Consider the following 21190-nt stretch of genomic DNA (forward strand, 5'->3'; position numbering starts at 1 on the left):
TTTTTGTAGTCAGCTTTTTATTATTTTTTATTATACTTTGCAACGAATTCCGAAAGTTTCTTCAGTTCCTCATCTGTACCTTTAAATACCCCTTTAGGCATGGAACCTTTTCCGTCTTTCGCAATTTTAGCAATTTCTTCTGGCTTTAAAGTTAAGTTTTGCAGTGCTGGTGCTGCTGCCCCGCCTTGTAAATTGTCACCATGACATGTTAAACAAGTATTTTTTTGCATTAATTTATAGCCATCATCATTTTTATCAACTGGTGCTGTTTTTACAATTGCTCCTTGTTTTTTTGCAGCTTCCCAGTCGTGGTGTGCTACAGATTCCCAAGTTAAAAAGATAATCGATGCAATTGCTAAAAGCATAAATCCAGTTGCTACAGGACGCTTCAATGGGCGTCTTTCTGGGCCTCGATCAAGAAATGGAGCTAACAGTAATGCGCCAAACGCAATCCCTGGCATGATAAACGCCCCAATTACAGTAAATGAGCCAGAAGCATAAGAATACTTTAATAACTGATACAAGAATAAGAAATACCAATCTGGAAGTGGTATATATCCGGCATCTGTTGGATCTGCCATTCTCTCAAGCGGCGACGGATGCGCCACTGTTAAACATAAATAACCGATTAAAAAAACTGCACCAACCATCCATTCTTTTAACAAGAAGTTCGGCCAAAATGCTTCTGTTTTCCCTGGGTATTCAGAATAGTCTTTTGGAATATTTGGTTTCCGAGCTACCGGTACCCGAGAATCTCCTACAAACTTCATCCCTTTGCCGCGATGCATAATCTCCCTCCTTTAGTTCTTTCCCCTTTAATTTAGCAATCTCTTATAGCGGACCGGAAATACCTTGTTTGCGAATCATGATGAAGTGGAAGGCCATTAAACCTAGAAGTGCTGCTGGTAAGAAGAAGACGTGAATAGCAAAGAAGCGAGTTAATGTTTGAGCGCCAACAATTTCGGAATGACCAGCGAGTAATGTTTTAATATAAGGACCAATAAGCGGCGTTTGCTCGGCAATTTGAATCCCTACTTTCGTAGCAAATAACGCTTTCATATCCCACGGTAATAAATATCCGGTAAAACCAAGACCTAACATAACAAAGAAAATAAGAACCCCAACAATCCAGTTTAGCTCACGAGGCTTTTTATATGCACCCTGGAAGAAAACTCTAAGTGTATGTAAAAACATCATTACAATTACGAGACTAGCACCCCAGTGGTGCATACCACGAACGATTTGTCCGTACGCAACTTCATTTTGTAAATAATAAACCGATTCCCAAGCATTTTTAATATCAGGCACATAATACATCGTTAAAAACATTCCAGATAAAATTTGAATTACAGTAACGAAAAAGGTAAGTCCACCAAAGCAGTAGACGAATGCAGAAAAGTGATGCGCCGGGTTAACATGCTCAGGTACTTCATGATCGGCGATATCACGCCATATTGGTGTAATATCTAACCTTTCATCTACCCAATCATAAATTTTATTTAACATCTACTTTGCACCCCCTTTTGGCTTCGCTTTTCCTAGATACAGTGTTCCATCTTTCACTTTAGATTCGTAAATATCAAGCGGAGCAAGGGGCGGCGTGCCTTTAACGTTCATCCCGTCTTTTGTGTAACGGCCCCCATGACATGGACAAAAGAATTGATTTGGATGTGCTTTGTCCGAATTCCAGTTAACTGTACACCCTAAATGTTTACATACTGGAGAGAACGCAACAATGTCTCCGCTTTCATCTTTATGAACCCAAGCTGATTTTGGCTCTTCTGACTTGTACCAACCATCAACCTGCTTTACCTTAAAGTCGAAACGTTTCGGCTCTGTTGTAATGTCTTTTACTTGTGCAACAGCAACCATATCCGTTCCCGCTTCTTTTCTTAACACCGGATCAAGCGCAAATCGCGTCATCGGCATTAAAATACCCGCTGCCATAAAGCCTCCTACCCCTGTAAGGGTGTAATTTAAAAACTGTCTTCTTGACACACGATGTTCTTTCTCGCTCACGAAAATTTCCCCCCTCTATCAGAAATTGTCCCCTCGTGATAAATTATATAAAAAATAAAAACTAGGACACTATCATGATATAATACGCTCATGCACAGGTCAATATCATACTACTCATAATAATAAGAACTTTCTGTTTATTATTACTTTCCCCATTTTTCTTCTAACATCACCATTATATTTTTTATATGTGCATGAATAACTTCTCTTTTCGCTTGATCACTAAATTGTTCTAACGCTAATGAAGGAAACCAAAATAAATCTCCCTGTAATTCTTGCATATCTTCTTTCCATGAAAAATCACTTGTAACATAAGCAATATGCTTAAAACCTTGCTCTTGTAAATGTTTTGTCCATTCTTGTAAACGACCTTTTTCGTTTTTTTGACTTTCTACTAAATACGTAAATGCAGGTAGTAAAAGCACTCTTCCTTTATATTCTCTTTCCAGCTCCATACTTAACAATTCGATAAATTCGCCTTGTTCTACTACCGTTTTCATTTCTTTTGCTGCTGAAATTGATAAAAGTGGTATAACACCTGTATCTACATACTCTCTTGCTTGCTCAAACTGTTCTACATCTTTTACAATCCATTTCAAATTACTTCCCTCCTTCCCTCTTAAATGACAGAACTTTCACTTTATATATATTAAACCATACTAAAAGAGGTAAAAAAAGAAAAACTACCTATATTAAGGTAGTTTTTCTTAAAAAGTCTGAAATTTGTAAAATTTTATGAATCCAAATGAATTCTACAACATCTTTAACTCCGCTGTTAACTTATGAAACGCTTCCTTATCTTGCTTATCTAGCGCTTCATCAATTTGTTTCAAAAGGCGTTCTCTTCTAAAAGAAAATACACTTTCTTCTAAAAATCTTTCTGCAAGTAAACGATCTTTTTCATTTACTTCAATATGCTTTGGTAAATACGGGTTTTCTTCTAATACAGCTACATAATTGGCATTTTGAAACGATGATTTAAAATTGAGTTGAATATAAATATCCTCATCTCGATTTAAACGAATATCATGGAACGATTTTTCAGCATCTGTTGTCATAACATTTTGTTTAAAAAAGTGAAACGGTGTATCTTTTACACAATTCGCGGACATCACTAAGCCACGCGGACAATATTTTGCATGCTCTACGAAGTGGACTTTATGCATCAATTGGTCGTGACTCATTAAATAATTCAAAATCCATACACATTCACGCTGTTTCAGTTGGTAATTATTCAAAAACCATTTCACAAAATCCTTCTTCTCGTTTACAGAAACAGGGGTATTCATAGCAATTAAGTCCCTCCTCTGTCTTTCTCTTTTCTTTTTAGATTCAAGAAGCGGCATTCAGTTTCCTTCCAACTTATGAAAAATCCTCTAAATTATATAACAATTCTTCAATATGAATTTGTGTCGGGTCTAGTTGTATTAACTGAGTAAATACTTCTTTCGCCTCTTTTCGCATACCTTCTTCCAATAAGAAATAACCGTACTCTTCCAAGAAGTCTGGATGATTCTTAAAAGAAGTATATGCACTTTCATAGTGTTTTAATGCATCCGAATACATTTCTAATTGTTTTTTTGCAAACGCAAGATCCCAAAGTAGTTGTGTATCTGGTTCTCCGCTATCAATTGCACGCTCGACAACAGAAATTAGCTCTTCATACTTTTCTTGTTCCTTTAAGATATACGCATATTTTAATGTTGCACCTAAATGTCCTGGATCTAACTCAAGCGCTTTTTGAAGTACTTCCTCTGCTTCAGCTATTTTTCCTAATTTCGCCGCTATGTTCGCTAATTCTACATAAAATGGTACAGAAAGCTCATCTACTTTTATTCCTTCATGAAGTGTTTCATAACTTTCTTGAAGCATTCCTTCTTTTTCATAGCTTTTCGCTAAATACATGTAAAGTGATGCATACTCAGGATCTAATTCTTTTAGCTCTTGCCAAGCACCAATTGCTCGTTGATATTCTTCACCTTGATATAACGTGAAGGCATATCCAAATAATGAATGAATATCTTTTTGTTCCTCTAAACCTGCTTCGTAATAAGAAATTGCTTCTTCCCAATTTCCAATCGCACTTAATGTTTCTCCGAGGCGAAGTGCAATGACAACACCACCCATTACTTTATGTTCCGCTAATAGCGACTCATAATAAGTGATTGCCTTTTGTTCTTCCCCTTTACTGCTATATAACTCTGCTAATCCAAACGTAATAACTGGTTCGTCAGGCATGATTTCTTTCGCCTTTAATAGTTTTTGTTCTGCTACATCATCGAAACCTTGCATTTGGAATAAATCCGCAACAAGTAATAACGATTGAACATATAAATCATCATTTTCCGGAATATCATGAAGCACTTCAATCGCTTCATCTTCTTTATCTAGATCAATATATAATTCTGCTAAAAATACAGTGAATTCACTTTCTTCCGGATACAATAAACGTAAATCTTCTGTAATAGCTAACGCTTCATCCGTAAATCCAAGTGTATGATAATAGCGAGCGATATCATACTTCTCTTCATCATTCGCAATTTTTAATTGTTCTTTTAATAATTGTAATCCTTTTTCCGCTTCACCATTTTCAATATATGAAACAGCTTGTTCAAACTTTTGCATAAACGTCTCCTTTAATTATAAAGAATATTCTTTTCTGTTCATTTCACCCGCTATTTGCAGGCAGCCCGATTGGTGCGGGCTAATAATCAATGAGGGATGAATATCCCCCACTGATTAAAGTTTCACTTTATCATAAGCAACTAGGTGTAACAACGCAACCTTTAGAAGGGGCATACTTCTTCTTGTACTTTCACTCATAACGATTCGAATATGACACCGATACCGCATTACTACTTTCTATTGTACCGTTTTCTTTCATTACCGTGCAAATAACTTTCCTTATTAATTATTGGCCCGCACCAACTCTTTACAGTTCTTCTTTATTTAAATAAAAAAGACTCCTATATTAGGAGCCTTTACAAACTCTTAAGAGTATGTTTCTTCTTTCTTTACTTGCTCGTTTACAATCTCTTTCAATAGTTCTATAATTTCATCATTTTCTTCTTTCAAACCGACAGTAATACGAATACCATCCTGTATACCAAATGCAGCACCAGAACGAACAATATAACCTTTCTTCATTAATCGTTCGAAAGCCTCATTACCAGGAATACCAAGTTTTAAGAAAATGAAATTTGTTTGAGATGGATAATAGAATACGTTATATTCCTTACAAAACGCATAATATTGATTTAATCCTTCTTCATTCTTTTTCACACATTCTTGTAAAAACGCTTGATCTTCTAATGCAGCAAGTGCTACAGATTGCGCTACGGTCGATGTATTAAATGGTAATCTTGCTACTTCTAACTGCCCAATTAACTTCTCATTACCAACCGCATATCCAATACGGAAAGCAGCTAAACCATATGCTTTTGAAAACGTGCGTAAAACCATAAGGTTTTCATACTTTTCAAGAAGTGGTAATGTTTGCGGATAGTCTTCTGCTCCCGCATATTCATAGTATGCTTCGTCCATAATAACGAGCGCTGACTTAGGAACTGATTCTAAAAATGAAAGTAAGTTTTGTTTCTCTACATATGTACCTGTTGGATTATTCGGGTTACAAATCCATACAATCTTCGTTTTATCATCTACTTGCTGTAACATCGCATCTAAATCGTGAATACCATCTTTCAGTAGTACTTCACGAACTTCTGCCCCTTCAATAACAGCATGGTGATGGTATTGCGAGAATGTTGGATTCGCCATTACAACATTTGTTCCTTCGTGTAGTAATGCACGGCTAATCATTTGAATGACTTCATCTAAGCCACTACCAAATAACAGTTGTTCAGCCTTAACACCTAACTGCTCTGCTACTTTTGTTCGAAGTTCAAAAGCATACCCATCTGGATAAAGAGCGTATTGACTCGCTAAAGAAGTTAATGCTTCTGTTACACGTGCTGAGCAACCGAATGGATTTTCGTTCGATGCTAATTTCACGATTTTTGATAACCCATATTCCCTTTTTACTTCTTCAATATTTTTTCCAGGTACATATGCTCTCAAAGTTAACAATTGCTCTTTCACTCTCATTTTTCTTCCCCCAGTCATTTTATTCAATTCGATTACGAGACAGTTGCAATCCCTCACTGTAATCGTTTATCTTAACCGCCACTATTACGAGAATACCTCTAACACTTCTTAAGCCATATCCTTTTGAAATGCCTCTAACGCAATATGAACAGTCTCATCTGGAATAGATACGACATTCACTACCCCATATTCCTGCATTAATACCATACGAATTGCTCCAGCATTCGCTTTCTTATCTTGTTTCATCAATTGAACGAGACGCTCTACATTCAAATTACTTGGCATTTTTGGATAGCCGTACTTTAAGAACCACTGCTTCATCTCTTCATATGAAAGATCAACATTGTACACTTGCTCACTTAAAAACAAAGCAAATAACATTCCAACAGCTACCCCGTCACCGTGAGTAATGTTTCCATATCCTAGTTCTTTCTCAAGAGCATGGCCTAACGTATGTCCAAAGTTCAAATGAGCACGTACACCTTTTTCTGTTTCATCTTGCGATACAATGTTTGCCTTTACAGGAATCGCCTTCGTTAATATATGAATTAATTTCTCATCACGAAGATCTGATAATGTTTGCACTTCTTCTTTCAGCCAATGATACAGATTTACATCACCAATTAGTGCATGTTTTATCACTTCTGCATAACCTGAACGCCACTCTTTTTCGGGAAGAGACTGTAAAAATGGCGTATGATATACAACTGCTTCTGGTTGATGGAATGCCCCTATCATATTTTTACCTAACGGGTGATTAATCGCTACTTTCCCACCTACTGCGCTATCGTGAGCTAATAAAGTCGTTGGAACTTGAACGAAGCGAATTCCACGCATAAACGACGCAGCAACAAAACCAGCTAAATCTCCAATCATCCCACCTCCAAGTGCGATAATTAAAGAATTTCTATCTAATTTATTTTCAAGAGCTGATGTATGAGCCGCATAGAAATTTTCAAAGGACTTCTCTTTTTCACCACTTGGTACAACGAACGAAATTACATTTTGCTCTATTTGCAACGCATCTATAACTGTCTGTAAGTGTAAAGACGCAACAGCTTCATCTGAAATGATCATAATATTTGATACAGATGGCTGCATGTTTTGAACGATTGTTGTCAAATGTGACAACGATTCTTTTCCTACATGTACATCATATTCTTTTGATTTCGTTTGAATATGTATGTTTTCCATTAAAATCCCCTCGCATATTCATTATGTTTCTCAATATTTTCACGAATAAGGTCGATACGATCTAATCCGAATTGTTCTATTAAAGCTGTCGCTAATTCCCAAGCTACAACCGCTTCTGCAACGACACTAGCCGCTGGAACAGCACAACTATCCGAACGTTCAATACTCGCTGTAAAAGGCTCTTTCGTATCAATATCGACACTTTGAAGAGGTTTATATAGTGTAGGTATCGGTTTCATCACACCGCGCACAACAATTGGCATTCCAGTCGTCATTCCGCCTTCTAAACCACCTGCGTTATTTGTTCTTCGTGTATATCCATGCTCTTCATTCCAAAGAATCTCATCATGAACTTCGCTACCTGGTCTATGTGCTGCCTCAAATCCAATTCCAACCTCGACACCTTTAAAAGCATTAATGCTCATAATTGCAGCCGCTAATTTTGCATCTAGTTTTCGATCATAATGTACATAGCTACCGACCCCAATTGGCATTCCTTCCACAATTACTTCAACGATGCCACCGATGGAATCACCATTTGATTTCGCATCATCAATTGCTTTTATCATTTGATTACCAGCTTCTTCATCTAAACAACGTACAGGTGATGCTTCTGTAATGCTTTTTAATTCTTCAATTGAACGATACGTAGTCTCCTTAGCCTCAACGCCGCCAATTTCAATTACATGGCCCGCTACTGTAATACCAAGTTCCGCTAACACTTTTTTAGCAACCGCACCAGCAGCAACACGTACTGTCGTTTCGCGAGCTGAAGAACGTTCCAGTACATTTCTCATATCTCTATGACCATATTTAATCGCACCATTTAAATCAGCATGTCCAGGTCTTGGTTTTGTTACTTTCCTTTTCATTTCTTTTTCTTCTTGTTCCGTTAATGGCTCTGCACCCATAATTTTTGTCCAATGTGCAAAATCACGGTTTTCAACAACAAGTGCAATTGGAGAACCTAATGTCTCTCCATGTCTAACACCACTTACAATTTGCACTTGATCTGTTTCGATTTGCATGCGTCTACCACGCCCATATCCCTTTTGCCTTCTAGCTAACTCTTCATTTATATCAGCCGCAACTATTGGTAGACCTGCTGGTACACCTTCTATAATCGTTGTAAGTTGTGGACCATGAGATTCACCAGCTGTAATATATCGCATACGTTATTCCTCTTTTCGTATATGTATTTATCTCGCTATATTAAGCAATAAAATTATCCTTCATTACTCTAAAAATATAAAAAAATTATATACTACATCAGCCATTCGCTTATTCCCCGATAGGCCGTTTACTTTACATATCAATATATCATAACAGCCTAAACTTCGTAACTAATTACAATAAAAAAAGTGCAAGAAGAATACCCCTATTCTCCTTGCACTTTCTACTATTATCACAGTTATTAAAGCGTTTACAAATTATTTCAAAATAATTAGTAAATCCATTCATTCATTAATTTTGAGTAGTCAACTAATTCTTCTTCTTTAAAGAAAATAGCAATCTCGCGCTCTGCACTTTCTAACGAATCAGAACCATGGATAATGTTTTTCGCAACAGTTACACCGAAATCTCCACGAATTGTTCCAGGAGCTGCTTCATGTGGTCTTGTTTTACCCATCATGTTACGAGCTGTATCTACTACACCTTCACCTTGCCATACCATTGCGAATACAGGGCCAGATGTAATAAAGTCTACTAATTCACCAAAGAAAGGTTTCTCTGTGTGCTCAGCATAGTGTTGTCCAGCAATTTCCGGAGTGACTTGCATTAATTTTGCACCAACTAATTGAAAGCCCTTCTTCTCAAAACGAGCTACAATTTCCCCAATGAAGGCACGTTGTACACCGTCTGGTTTAACCATTAGAAATGTTTTTTCCATAAAAAATCTCTCCACTTCTGAATTATGTATGTAATTGTATATCCCCACACACATATTAACACCCTTATCACAATTGTGCAATAGTTTTGAAATAGAGAGATTATTTTATTTTTTAGAAAAAACACTAAAATTTTCGTTTTCCAATATACTTTGCTACATTTTGTAATGCATACTTCGCTTGTCCACGCGGGAGTGGTTTTATAATTTCTAATGCTTTATGTAAATAACGTTCACTAAACGCAAATGCTTTATCAATAGCAGCACTATTCTTCACAGCCTCAATAATTTCTTTCATTTCATCCGCTGTTGTATTTTCATGTACAGATTTGATTTTCTTACAAAGAACTGGATCTTCCATCGCATATAGGGCAGGAAGCGTAATATTCCCTTGTAGTAAATCTCCGCCAGCAGGCTTTCCAAGTTTCTCTTCTGTAGAAACGAAATCTAAAATATCATCAATTATTTGATACGACATTCCTACAAAATACCCATACCAAAACAGACGATTTACCGTATCACGATTAGCGCCAGTAGCAATTGCTCCTAATTGGCAACTCGCAGCAATTAATAATGCTGTTTTTCGCTTTATTCTCCTTAAATACGTTCTTAAATTTTGATCATAGTTATACTTATCTTTAATTTGTTCAATTTCACCTTTACACACTTCTAAAATGGTATGCGATAGCGCCTGATGCGCCTCAGGAATTTCGATATTTGTAATACATTCAAGAGACTTAGCGAATAGATAGTCCCCTGTATACATTGCAATGCGATCTCCCCATTTCGCATTCACAGTTGCACTACCACGTCGTAAAAACGCAGCATCAATAACATCATCGTGAACAAGAGAAGCCATATGAATAAGTTCTAACGCAACAGCTACATGCTTAATTGCATCTAACTTATAATCTCCAAATTTCCCCGCAAGCAACACAAATACAGGACGAATTCGCTTCCCACCAGCTTCAATAAGTTGTAATGCCGCCTCTTCTACTAATGGCTGTTCAGAAGCAACTGTCTTTTTTAATTCTTTTTCTATCACATTAATATCCGATCGTAAAAAAGAGTACATAAGTTGTAACTTCATATTGTTCACCTTAACCTAAAACTTCTTTTTTCTTTTTCTATTTTGATTCTGGTTTCATACCTAAGTGCATCGCTGCTACCCCAAAAGTAAACGGCTTCACTTGTACACGTTCAAGTCCAGCTTTTTCGAACATATTAGCCAATTCTTTCATACCAGGGAATGTACTAGCGGATTCTTGTAACCATGAATATTCTTTATAACTTTTCGCAAATAACTTTCCAAATAAAGGCATGATATATTTAAAGTATAAAACATACCCTTGTCGAAAACCAATCATTGTTGGCTGAGATGTTTCTAAACAAATTACTTTTCCACCTGGTTTTACTACACGCGTCATTTCTTTTAATACGTGCATATAATCCGGTACGTTACGTAAACCAAATCCAATCGTTACATAATCAAATGTGTTATCTTCAAATGGAAGTTCCATCGCATTCCCGTGTAGAAGTTCAACTTGTTTTAATTGTAACGCCTCTACCTTTTGCTTACCGACAGATAACATATTTTCACTGAAATCTAAACCAACAACCTTGCCCTGTTCACCTACCGCTCCAGCTAGTGCAATTGTCCAGTCCGCTGTCCCGCAGCATACATCAAGTGCTTTACTACCTGGTTTTACATCCATAATGCGCATCGTCTCTTTACGCCACGCTTTATGTCTTTGAAAACTAATTACAGAATTCATTACATCGTATTTATCAGAGATTTTCTCAAATACATCATGTACTCTTTCTTCTTTTGATTGTTGCATGCTCGTACCTTCTTCCAATGTAAAATTGCTTATGTCTTCGATTTATCTCTTAACACAGAGTTTATTTCGCTTATATCTGTGTGATTTTCTAAAAATTGATTTTCTTTCTTTCTAAGTTCCACCATCCATCCATTCATAACTGTTTCTGCATCCGCTTTATCGTTCAAAATCTCTTGAATAGCTTGAAAAACAGGTGAATGTTGTTTATCAGCGTATCGTTCACATTCTTTTTGAAGACGGTTTTCCCCTAGTACATACGTTATAAACGGCTTCCAATGTGATAAATGAAAATGATCACATGTTTTTTGTAAGAGTGCAGACTCAATCGTTACTACACTTTCCATTATGTCATCAATCGTTTTATGCGCTTTTTGATATAACATTATTTTGTGTTCATTAATTTCTTTAATTCCTTCAGCAAGCGCACGAATTAAAACAACATCACGATTCATAGACAATAAGTAATAATATAACCCGCTATAGTAATCACCAGCAAGCACTGTTAACTGACGACATTTATGCGATTCATTTGCTTCTTCCCCTGCCTTATTTGATACTCTTTCATGAGTATCAAGCGCAATTTGAACAAGCATAATCGTTACTACATAATGCTCAATTTGTTCTATATGTAATTTTGCACTTTTTAAAGCACCATATAACAATGCTATTTTCTCTTCATCAATATATGGTTCTTCAATATAGTTTATAAAATAAGGATGGCGTAATTTCTCCATCAATTTCTCTCTTATACCCGCATACCCTCCGTAGATGTCACACACAAAAATCACCCTTGTTTTCTAATTCATAAAACTTATTATAACACATTCATTCTATTTTCTATAACCAAAACTTGGCTACTCTTTCCAAACTTCCACCGAATGAAATAACATCTTCCATTCTTGTAAGTAGTCTTTCCATTCTCACTCTTCCTTCCTAAAACTATATCATTTATTTACAAAAAAAAAAAAAGAAAAGCAGTTTCCCACTTTTCTTTACTTCGTTTTAATAAAAGATAAAATTTCACTACGTGCCGCAGCATCATTTTCTAGCACACCACGTACTGCTGTTGTTACTGTTTTCGCGCCTGGTTTTTTCACGCCACGCATCGTCATGCACATATGTTCCGCTTCTACTACTACCATTACACCATGCGGCTCTAGTACTTCCATAATAGAGTTCGCTACTGTTGATGTAATACGTTCTTGTAGTTGTGGACGACGTGCAATTGTATCTACAGTGCGAGCTAATTTACTTAACCCTGTCACTTTTCCGCCTTGCGGAATATATGCAACGTGAGCAACTCCATAGAATGGAACTAAATGATGCTCACACATCGAATAAAACGGTATATCTTTTACTAATACAAGCTCCTCGTGATCTTCTCCGAACACTTTATGTAAATGTTCTTTCGGATCTTCATGCATACCTGAGAACACTTCTGCGTACATTTTTGCAACACGCTTTGGTGTATCAAGTACTCCCTCACGATTTGGGTCATCTCCGATTGCCTCTAAAATAAGGCGTACTGCATGCTCAATTTGTTCTAAATTAACTTTTGCCATCCGCTAGCCCTCCCGAAAACCTAAAAGTGATACGAACACATTCTAGCATATTTATGTTTTTAAAAGCAAAAAGAAGAGTTTCCAAAAAGGAAACTCTTCTTCCCTGTTAATATGTAAGGATTATTTAACCGCATCTTTTAACGCTTTACCAGGTTTGAATGCAGGTACTTTACTTGCAGCGATTTCAATCTCCTCACCTGTTTGTGGGTTACGACCTTTACGAGCCGCACGCTCACGAACTTCGAAGTTACCGAATCCGATCAGTTGTACTTTATCACCTTGTTTTAAAGCTTCTAAGATAGAATCAAAAACAGCGTCTACTGCTTTTGTTGCGTCCTTTTTAGAAAGGGAACTTGCTTCTGCAACAGCATTGATTAAATCTGTCTTGTTCATGCCATTCACCTCCTCCCAAAGATAAGACTGTATAATGATCATAAAATGAGTCTTACTTTCATTTGTAGGCAATTTTTGCAAATTCTATACTACAAAGATGTAGATAAATCATTATCAACGCCTATATTATACGATTCTCCTTTATAATTCAATATTTTTAAGTAAATTGTTACTCTTAAAATGTGAAAATCTGATGAAACTTGACAATTTACAACAATATATTAGATAATGACTGTTTATTTTTCTATTTTATATGCAAAAATCAAAAAAATCCCTCTACGATGAGAGGGATTTTTTTCTTATAATATAATCGCAATTAATCCGCCAGATCCTTCATTAATAATTCTTTCTAGCGTTTCTTTTAATTTATATCTCGCATTTTCTGGCATTAAAGATAGTTTCGCTTGAATACCTTCTCGAACAATAGAGCTTAGCGAACGTCCAAATATGTCAGAATTCCAAATTGATAATGGATCATCTTCAAAATCCTGCATTAAATAACGAACCAATTCTTCACTTTGCTTTTCAGTACCAATGATTGGTTCAAATGTAGACTCCACATCTACTTTAATCATATGAATAGATGGAGCTACAGCTTTTAATTTCACACCAAACCTTGAACCGTGTCGGATAATTTCTGGCTCATCTAAGCTCATATCAGCTAACGCAGGCGCCGCTACACCATATCCTGTTTGCTTTACCATACGCAGGGCATCCGCCACTTGATCGTATTCTATTTTCGCATGAGATAAATCGAGCATAAGCTTCAATAAATGATCTTTCCCTCGAATTTCTACCCCTACTACTTCTTTTAAAATTTGATCATATAATTCATCTGGTGCATATAAATCAATTTCTGCTACGCCTTGCCCCATGTCAATGCCAGCTAGGCTTGCTCGATCAATAAATTCATACTGACTAAACTGCCACACGACACGGTCCACATCACGAAGACGTTTTATATCCTTAACAGTCTCTTGAACAGCTTCTTGATAACTTTGGCGTAACCAATGCCCTTCATTTAACACCATTACCCAGCTCGGAAGGTTCACATTCACTTCTAATACCGGGAACTCGAATAACGCTTCTCGAAGCACATTGTACACATCTGTTTCTCTTAAACTTTCAACACTCATCGCAATGACTGGAATATCATATTCTTCAGATAAACTTTGACGCAATTGCTCTGTATCTGGATGATACGGCTGTACAGTGTTGATGATCATAATGAAAGGTTTTCCGACTTCTTTTAACTCATTTACGACACGTTCTTCTGCCTCTATATAATCTCTTCTTGGAATTTCACCAATCGTTCCATCTGTTGTAATTACAACACCAATTGTTGAATGCTCTTGAATTACTTTACGTGTTCCAATTTCTGCAGCTTCATGGAATGGAATAGGCTCTTCATACCAAGGAGTATTAATCATGCGCGGACCATTCTCATCTTCATAGCCTTTTGCTCCTGGAACTGTATATCCAACGCAATCTACTAATCGAATATTCACTTCAAGACCTTCATCTACTTCAATAGAAACCGCTTGGTTTGGAACAAACTTCGGTTCCGTCGTCATAATTGTACGGCCAGCAGCACTTTGAGGCAGTTCATCCTGCGCCCTTTGACGGTCCGATTCATTCTCAATATTAGGAATAACTACAAGTTCCATAAATTTTTTAATGAATGTTGATTTCCCTGTTCGAACAGCTCCTACAACTCCAAAATAAATATCACCGCCTGTGCGTTCCGCAATATCTTTAAAAATATCTACCTTTTCCAAGTGATTCCCTCCCTCAATATTTTTGGGAATAATTCCACGTTTATAGTCAACTAATACCTTCTCTAACGTTGCCTATAATATCTGATATAATATAATGGTATTCTAGAAGTTCGGACAATATATCATATAATTTTGTCCAATTTCATATGACTATTAAAAAAATACCTTTTGTTTGCATCGCAAGTTGTGTAACATAAAAAACCTTTCTTCTAGAACTTATTCACTAAAAGAAAGGTTCATGACTTATGATTTTAAAAAAATTGGTTCTCCATCCTTTACCGTATACGGCAAAGAATACGCAGGTACAAATGGTGAATCTTTCGAAAGGATATTTCGTATATCTTCTCCCTCCTTAAATTTCCCTTCATTCTTTTTCAACGCTTCATATAAGTCGATTCTATAATCAACAAAAAGTTCTCCTTTTTCATTGATTACAAACGGAAGTCCTTTACCAGAATACGGACTTGTTACTTGCGGTACATCTTTATATCCTAGTTTTTTGAAATCTAATTCATACACACCATCTGAAATTACCTTTTTAAAAGGTGGATATTGATGTTCATCTCGATACATCCGAAGCTTTAAAGATAATTCCTGAATTTGTTCAGCCATCCTAACATCAATTAACTTTACTGTCGGGTTTGTTTCAACGTCTATTAACACGTATTGATATACTCCTCCGCTTTCATACGCGTTCCCTGGCGCTTCTTGTATGTAACGCGGAGAAATTTTTTGAAAATCGATTGGATACTTTTGATAAATAGGCGTATTCATATCCCGCGTCTTAATTGGCAATATCCCACTATTTTGCTCCTTAAATGTCGCAACAGCTTTTTGAACGACCTGTAGCTGATCTTCATAAGGAACAGCATTTTGTTTCATATTTTCTTTCGGATATAAACATCCTGTTAAAAGGCTCATACAACAAAATATTAAAATAATATGGACTTTTTTCACTAGCAATCACCTTTTCATACTAATATAACTTGCTCCGTATGTAGAATTTTCGAGACCATCCCATTTACTGCTGTACAGGTCCACTAAATACAACAAGAAAAATAACAATTCCTGACACAACCATAAGGGTGTAGGCTACCAAAGCTGTAATCCCTTTCAAAATTTTATTCTTTATTTTATATCTGCTTAGCAAAATAAAACTTACTGCAAAAAACATAAATCCAATTGCCCCTAACGCAAACCACATTTTTATAAGCCCTTCCGACATATACACACCCCTTTTTATTAATCTATTTTTATACTATTTTAACAAATTAAAATCTTTAAACAAATACAAAAAGAACATTTTACTACAAATTGCGAATATGTAACTGTAATCAATACGTTTTTCCGTACTTTCCACTCTCCATAAACATAAAAACCGAAGCGAGTGTATCCTCTCGCTTCGGTTGACCAAATATGCCCAAAACAGCTCTATTCCCATACTTTCATGGCTATCATATGCAATCTACAAACTCTTTGTTTCTCATATTTTATTTTTTAAACATTTTGCTTAACGAGCCAAAATCTGCTGGCATATTATTGTTAATAATCGCTTTTACAATTTGATCCTCTTGTTCTTTCGGCACTTCACGTCCTGCCATAAGAGCCACTTGATGAATCAATTGGCGAAGCACAGTTTCATCACGTAAATTCGCATTTTGTACAGATGATGCTAATTTAAAAATATCTTCTTTATTCACTTTCGCTTCTTTTTCAATGTTATTAAAAATGTTATTATCCATTCTTTTCACCCTCTCCTCAAGTTACTCTTCATCCTATGCAAAAATAAAAAAATGGTGAAAAGACCCAAAAAAATAAAAAGCGACAGAAGTACAATTGTACTTCTGTCGCTTTTCTTTAAAGTAAGTCAGGTATAGCTTCTACTTCGTGTTTTCGAACACGTCCCATTAATGAGCCTACTGCATCTTTTACATTATTCCCATTAAATAGCACGTCATATAAAGCAGCTGTAATCGGCATTTCCACTTCCATTTTCTCTGCCAATTCATGAGCAGCTTTCGTTGTTCTTACACCTTCCACAACCATACCCATGCTTTCTAACACTTCTTCTAAAGAGTGCCCTTTTCCGAGTAAATTACCCGCGCGCCAATTTCGGCTATGAACACTTGTACAAGTTACAATTAAGTCTCCCATACCAGTTAGACCAGCAAACGTTAACGGATTTCCACCCATTTTTCTTCCTAAACGAGCAATCTCTGTTAAACCACGTGTCATTAGTGCCGCTTTCGCATTATCACCTAATCCAAGACCATCAGTTATCCCAGCAGCTAACGCGATAATATTTTTTAACGCACCACCAAGTTCAACTCCAACGATATCTGGATTTGTGTATACACGGAAGTAACTATTCATAAACAAATCTTGTACTTCCTCAGCCGCCTCCATACGCTTTGCTGCAGACGTAACAGTTGTTGCTTGACGTAAACCAACTTCTTCAGCATGACTCGGTCCAGACAATACAACAACATCTTTTATTAAGTCCTCTGGAATTTCTTCCTCAATCACTTCCGAAATACGTTTTGACGTACCAGGTTCTATCCCTTTACTTGCATGAATCCAAGTAGTCGGACCCATTACATATTTCTTCATATCTTGCAATACTTCTCTGTACGCTTTCGTTGGTACTACAAGAAGTACTACATTTACATCTACTAATGCTTCTTCTAAAGAAGAGTAGGCTACGATTGTGCTTGGCAATGTAATTCCTGGAAGGTATCGACTATTCTCATGTTTTGTATTAATTTCATCCATAAGTTCAGAACGATTTCCCCAAATACGTACATCATGCCCATTGTCAGCTAATACCATCGCTAACGCTGTTCCCCAGCTACCTGCTCCAACTACTGTGATTTTTGTCATAAAATCACATCCTCTCCATTAGTCTCTTGCTCTAGCGATAATGTGAATCGGCGTTCCTACAAAGCCAAATGATTCACGTAAACGATTCTTTAAGAAGCGCTCATATGAGAAGTGCAATAATTCTGGATCGTTTACAAACACAACAAATGTTGGTGGTTTTACCGCAACTTGTGTTGCATAGAAAATCTTCAGACGACTACCGTTATGTGTTGGCGTTGGGTTCATCGCTACCGCATCCATAATTACATCATTTAATACATTCGTTTGAATACGGATACTATGGCTCTCATTTACCTCATCGATAACCGGAATTAACGTTTGTGTACGTTTTCTCGTTTTCGCAGATAAGAATACAATCGGTGCGTACTCCAAAAATTGGAAGTGAGCACGGATGTTTTCTTCAAATGCTTTCATTGTTTTCTCATCTTTTTTCACTGCGTCCCATTTGTTTACAACGATAACAACAGCTCGCCCTGAATCATGAGCATATCCAGCGATTTTTTTATCTTGTTCAATAATTCCTTCTTCACCGTCTAAAACGACTAAAACAACGTCAGAACGTTCAATCGCTCTTAGTGCACGAAGTACACTATACTTTTCTGTACTTTCATACACTTTCCCTTTTTTACGCATACCAGCTGTATCGATAATTACATAATCTTTACCGTCTTTACTATATGGCGTATCGACAGCATCACGAGTTGTTCCTGCTACATTACTAACGATTACACGTTCTTGACCAAGAAGAGCATTTACAAGTGATGATTTCCCTACGTTTGGACGTCCAATTAAAGAGAAGCGAATTGTATCTTCATCATATCCGTCTTCTTCAATCTTCGGAAAATGCTGTGCAGCTTCGTCTAATAAATCACCTAATCCTAATCCGTGTGTACCTGAAATTGGGAATGGCTCGCCAAATCCTAATGCATAAAAGTCATAAATATCACTGCGCATTTCAGGATTGTCCACTTTATTTACCGCAAGTACAATTGGTTTTTTAGAACGATATAAAATTTTTGCAACTTCTTCATCCGCTGCTGTTACACCGTCACGACCATTTGTCATAAAAATGATAACATCTGCTTCATCAATCGCTACTTCAGCTTGTTGACGAATTTGTGTCAAAAACGGCTCGTCTCCAATATCAATTCCACCTGTATCAATAATGTTAAATTCATGATTTAACCATTCTCCAGCGCTATAAATACGGTCGCGCGTTACACCTGGAATATCTTCTACGATTGAAACTCTCTCTCCAACAATTCTATTGAAAATAGTAGATTTCCCTACGTTCGGGCGGCCTACTATTGCTATTACTGGTTTCGGCATATACTTTCATCCTTTCAACTTGCTTCTGTTTATTATGTAAAAAACCCTTCTTTGTGCAAGAAGGGATTTGCATTCCAGAATATTTCTCAACGTATCAAAACACCTCACATTATAACACACGTTGCTAATGTTTCACAATAATATATACATTCTCTTGTAAGCGATGCGCAATACCATCTAAAATTGCCTCTAAATTATTTGCAACAAATTCTAATTCCTCTGTCGATTCACAAGTAAATAAAGGGGCACCACCAGCAAATTTCTCCGGCGTTGTTGTAATAACTGCGAGAATTACACTTTCTAACATCATCCCTTATCTCCCCTTCCTTTCGGGGCTTCCGATGACATATGAACAGCACTTTCTAACGTCGGCACATTCCCTATGACACCTATCGCTTTCTCTGCATCTTGATCTTGCGGCAAGACAAAGATTCCAACCCTACCATCTTCTAAATCACGCTTTGCTAACGGCACAAGCGCTGGCGTACCAGAATCTCTATAAATCCCCAAAGCAACAGAAACATCATGCAAAATAGCCTGCCGTTGTCCTAAGTTGGAGATTGTCACCATTGCATCAATTGATTTCGGCTTTAAAATAAAACCCATTCCATATTTCATAATTTCTTCTTGTCTTGCTGGCAATCCAATATTCATAATGTAAATATTATCAATATACAGGCCTGCTCCTTCAAAACGAAGTGGAACATGCTCGATATCAACAAGATCATGTAACCTTCTACCAGACATTAATTTTTTCGCGATAAAAAATGCGACGATAGCCATAATTACTCCAGCAATCCATGAACGGAACCCTATATACGCAAACGTCGTCGCAAACGACGTTAACATCGCCAAATAGTTGCGACTTTCAAAAACTAATGCAATTCCTTCAATGTATGTATTTCCACGCGGTACGAGCTCATAACCATCTAATTGTTGCAATGTATTTCTTTCCATATTACGCACATCACGAAACTGTGTTGCTGCTAACGTAAGAAACGTAATGGCAGAAAAATCTTTTTTCAAAATGGACGGAATCGCAATCGCTCCTAAAGCAGCTGCAATTAACCCCATCGCAATGTGAATAATTTTTCCGTGAAGCCTCGTCGGATATTGCCGCGTATCCGTCCGGAGCATTAGCACTCTCGTTACTGTCCCCGCTATTACGCCGCATAAAATGGCTGGTGTATATTCAGTCATGTATTACCCTCGCCTTTCTTTTACGTGTTTTTCTCTTGAACTGTTCCATATATATTGATGCTTTTGCAATCCAAAATAAAATTGCCATGAACAATGTAGAAACGGCGACGATATCAAAAAACGCTAAACTTCCGTAATCATAAGGGAAATGTAGCTTTCGAAAAATAAGTGTCACTAACAACTCACCCTGTAACATTCCTATATAAAGAGAACATAATCGTAGTATGCGATTATCATGTAATAAAACCGATGCATACACAAGAGCGCTGCTTAACAAAAACAACCTGTCCACCACAATCCAAATTGGATCATATACTTCTAACAAATGAAAACTTGTATATAACATTGCAATAATAAGTGCCGAAAGTAAGCTATATATTTTTTTCCAAATGGAATAGAGCGTGATTCCTATAAAAGCTACAATACAAAGCAAAAATGCATTTACTGATACCGTGAATGAAGCAATCGTTATATGTAACGGAGAGCAAATAATTAAAATCAATATACAAGCGCTTATCTTCCACCGAATAGAGTCCTTTTTCATAAAAAAAGTTACAACAATCCACCCTATCCAAGCTACAAAATAAAAAGTACTCCCTTCCATCATTTCACCTCCTATGTTTTCCATTATGGGAACTTTTTATGAAAGTTAATCCACTTTCTTCGCGCATAGTTTTTTCATATAACAGCAACACTTTTAATAAGGAGGTGCTATTCATTATGGGTAAAGATCGTCAAGAACGAAAACTAAGAGAATCACGCCGCGTTGAATCTGACCGTGACCAATCACTACAATATCCGGGTGCTACTGGACTGGATACACCAGAGCAAGCTCGCAAACAGAATCAGCACTAACGAATACAAAAAGACGGTTTCGATATTGTACGAAACCGTCTTTTACATTTTTGTTTATATTGAAATAATATTTTATATAAGAATCTTTCTATACTTTATTTTTATCCCTCCCTATTTCCTTTGGCAAAATCAAAACTTATTCAACAA

At 36.7% G+C, this 21190-nt stretch carries 25 protein-coding genes; 1 reads left to right on the forward strand and 24 read right to left on the reverse strand.

The features are described from left to right. Positions 1-20: 20 nt before the first annotated feature. The 24 genes from qcrC to AC3WTI_RS10475 all read right to left on the reverse strand — a co-directional run bounded on the left by qcrC (position 21) and on the right by AC3WTI_RS10475 (position 20792). Entirely contained in the window at positions 21-788 is a 768-nt protein-coding gene (gene qcrC, locus AC3WTI_RS10360; RefSeq protein ID WP_000554601.1) for a menaquinol-cytochrome c reductase cytochrome b/c subunit, read from the reverse strand. A gap of 43 nt (positions 789-831) precedes the next feature. After that, entirely contained in the window at positions 832-1506 is a 675-nt protein-coding gene (gene qcrB / locus AC3WTI_RS10365; RefSeq protein ID WP_000932700.1) for a menaquinol-cytochrome c reductase cytochrome b subunit, read from the reverse strand. Then, positions 1507-2019: a menaquinol-cytochrome c reductase iron-sulfur subunit gene (gene qcrA / locus AC3WTI_RS10370; RefSeq protein WP_048527045.1), complete on the reverse strand. Its 513-nt coding sequence runs from the start codon at positions 2017-2019 to the stop codon at positions 1507-1509. 143 nt (positions 2020-2162) lie between these two features. Next, positions 2163-2618 (reverse strand): YpiF family protein, encoded by a 456-nt coding sequence (locus AC3WTI_RS10375; RefSeq protein ID WP_087958128.1) that lies wholly within the window; start codon positions 2616-2618, stop codon positions 2163-2165. Positions 2619-2771: 153 nt separating this feature from the next. Beyond that, entirely contained in the window at positions 2772-3308 is a 537-nt protein-coding gene (locus tag AC3WTI_RS10380; RefSeq protein ID WP_001095922.1) for a ReoY family proteolytic degradation factor, read from the reverse strand. Positions 3309-3381: 73 nt separating this feature from the next. Continuing rightward, positions 3382-4644, reverse strand: a complete 1263-nt coding sequence (locus AC3WTI_RS10385; protein WP_087958127.1) for a tetratricopeptide repeat protein — start codon at positions 4642-4644, stop codon at positions 3382-3384. A 366-nt stretch (positions 4645-5010) separates the two neighbouring features. Then, complete coding sequence (gene hisC / locus AC3WTI_RS10390) at positions 5011-6123, reverse strand: histidinol-phosphate transaminase (protein WP_087958126.1); 1113 nt, start codon at positions 6121-6123, stop codon at positions 5011-5013. 108 nt (positions 6124-6231) lie between these two features. After that, positions 6232-7317 carry a 3-dehydroquinate synthase gene (aroB, locus tag AC3WTI_RS10395; protein WP_087958125.1) on the reverse strand — a complete coding sequence of 362 codons (1086 nt, stop codon included), beginning with the start codon at positions 7315-7317 and terminating at the stop codon, positions 6232-6234. Beyond that, positions 7317-8489, reverse strand: coding sequence for a chorismate synthase (gene aroC / locus AC3WTI_RS10400; RefSeq protein WP_087958124.1), 1173 nt, complete (start codon positions 8487-8489; stop codon positions 7317-7319). Before aroC ends, aroB begins: the two co-directional genes overlap by 1 nt. 272 nt (positions 8490-8761) lie before the next feature. Beyond that, on the reverse strand, positions 8762-9208 hold the full coding sequence (gene ndk / locus AC3WTI_RS10405) for a nucleoside-diphosphate kinase (RefSeq protein ID WP_000415885.1): 447 nt from the start codon (positions 9206-9208) through the stop codon (positions 8762-8764). 124 nt (positions 9209-9332) lie between these two features. Further along, positions 9333-10295, reverse strand: a complete 963-nt coding sequence (gene hepT, locus AC3WTI_RS10410; RefSeq protein ID WP_087958123.1) for a heptaprenyl diphosphate synthase component II — start codon at positions 10293-10295, stop codon at positions 9333-9335. A 37-nt stretch (positions 10296-10332) separates the two neighbouring features. Next, positions 10333-11046, reverse strand: a complete 714-nt coding sequence (gene menG / locus AC3WTI_RS10415) for a 2-heptaprenyl-1,4-naphthoquinone methyltransferase (RefSeq protein ID WP_048527034.1) — start codon at positions 11044-11046, stop codon at positions 10333-10335. Positions 11047-11075: 29 nt separating this feature from the next. Next, positions 11076-11825, reverse strand: coding sequence for a heptaprenyl diphosphate synthase component 1 (locus AC3WTI_RS10420; protein WP_142286635.1), 750 nt, complete (start codon positions 11823-11825; stop codon positions 11076-11078). A 213-nt stretch (positions 11826-12038) separates the two neighbouring features. Beyond that, on the reverse strand, positions 12039-12608 hold the full coding sequence (gene folE, locus AC3WTI_RS10425) for a GTP cyclohydrolase I FolE (protein WP_001151482.1): 570 nt from the start codon (positions 12606-12608) through the stop codon (positions 12039-12041). Between the two features lie 120 nt (positions 12609-12728). After that, the gene (locus tag AC3WTI_RS10430; protein ID WP_001043860.1) at positions 12729-13001 is read right to left on the reverse strand and encodes an HU family DNA-binding protein; all 273 of its coding nucleotides are present in this window, start codon (positions 12999-13001) and stop codon (positions 12729-12731) included. A gap of 299 nt (positions 13002-13300) precedes the next feature. Next, a complete protein-coding gene (gene spoIVA, locus AC3WTI_RS10435) occupies positions 13301-14779 on the reverse strand; it encodes a stage IV sporulation protein A (protein WP_000416519.1) in 1479 nt (492 codons plus the stop codon). 243 nt (positions 14780-15022) lie between these two features. Next, positions 15023-15736, reverse strand: a complete 714-nt coding sequence (locus tag AC3WTI_RS10440; RefSeq protein ID WP_142286634.1) for a YphF family lipoprotein — start codon at positions 15734-15736, stop codon at positions 15023-15025. Positions 15737-15800: 64 nt separating this feature from the next. Next, positions 15801-16004, reverse strand: coding sequence for a DUF2768 domain-containing protein (locus AC3WTI_RS10445; protein WP_001288997.1), 204 nt, complete (start codon positions 16002-16004; stop codon positions 15801-15803). Between the two features lie 265 nt (positions 16005-16269). Further along, positions 16270-16521, reverse strand: a complete 252-nt coding sequence (locus AC3WTI_RS10450) for a stage VI sporulation protein F (RefSeq protein ID WP_000369753.1) — start codon at positions 16519-16521, stop codon at positions 16270-16272. A gap of 115 nt (positions 16522-16636) precedes the next feature. Beyond that, a complete protein-coding gene (locus tag AC3WTI_RS10455) occupies positions 16637-17659 on the reverse strand; it encodes an NAD(P)H-dependent glycerol-3-phosphate dehydrogenase (protein WP_087958121.1) in 1023 nt (340 codons plus the stop codon). Positions 17660-17677: 18 nt separating this feature from the next. Continuing rightward, positions 17678-18988, reverse strand: a complete 1311-nt coding sequence (gene der / locus AC3WTI_RS10460; protein WP_048527026.1) for a ribosome biogenesis GTPase Der — start codon at positions 18986-18988, stop codon at positions 17678-17680. A gap of 124 nt (positions 18989-19112) precedes the next feature. Next, positions 19113-19298 carry a capping complex subunit for YIEGIA gene (locus tag AC3WTI_RS10465; RefSeq protein WP_000979054.1) on the reverse strand — a complete coding sequence of 62 codons (186 nt, stop codon included), beginning with the start codon at positions 19296-19298 and terminating at the stop codon, positions 19113-19115. Further along, entirely contained in the window at positions 19295-20188 is an 894-nt protein-coding gene (locus AC3WTI_RS10470; RefSeq protein WP_071757506.1) for a YIEGIA family protein, read from the reverse strand. The genes AC3WTI_RS10465 and AC3WTI_RS10470 overlap by 4 nt, the downstream gene beginning before the upstream one ends. Continuing rightward, positions 20181-20792: a YphA family membrane protein gene (locus AC3WTI_RS10475; RefSeq protein WP_087958120.1), complete on the reverse strand. Its 612-nt coding sequence runs from the start codon at positions 20790-20792 to the stop codon at positions 20181-20183. The genes AC3WTI_RS10470 and AC3WTI_RS10475 overlap by 8 nt, the downstream gene beginning before the upstream one ends. Before the next feature lie 116 nt (positions 20793-20908). On the opposite strand from AC3WTI_RS10475, the gene AC3WTI_RS10480 reads away from it, so the two are divergent. Further along, positions 20909-21043 carry a YpzI family protein gene (locus AC3WTI_RS10480; RefSeq protein ID WP_000513900.1) on the forward strand — a complete coding sequence of 45 codons (135 nt, stop codon included), beginning with the start codon at positions 20909-20911 and terminating at the stop codon, positions 21041-21043. Positions 21044-21190 lie beyond the last annotated feature (147 nt).

Source organism: Bacillus sp. EB106-02-03-XG38 (assembly GCF_058792175.1).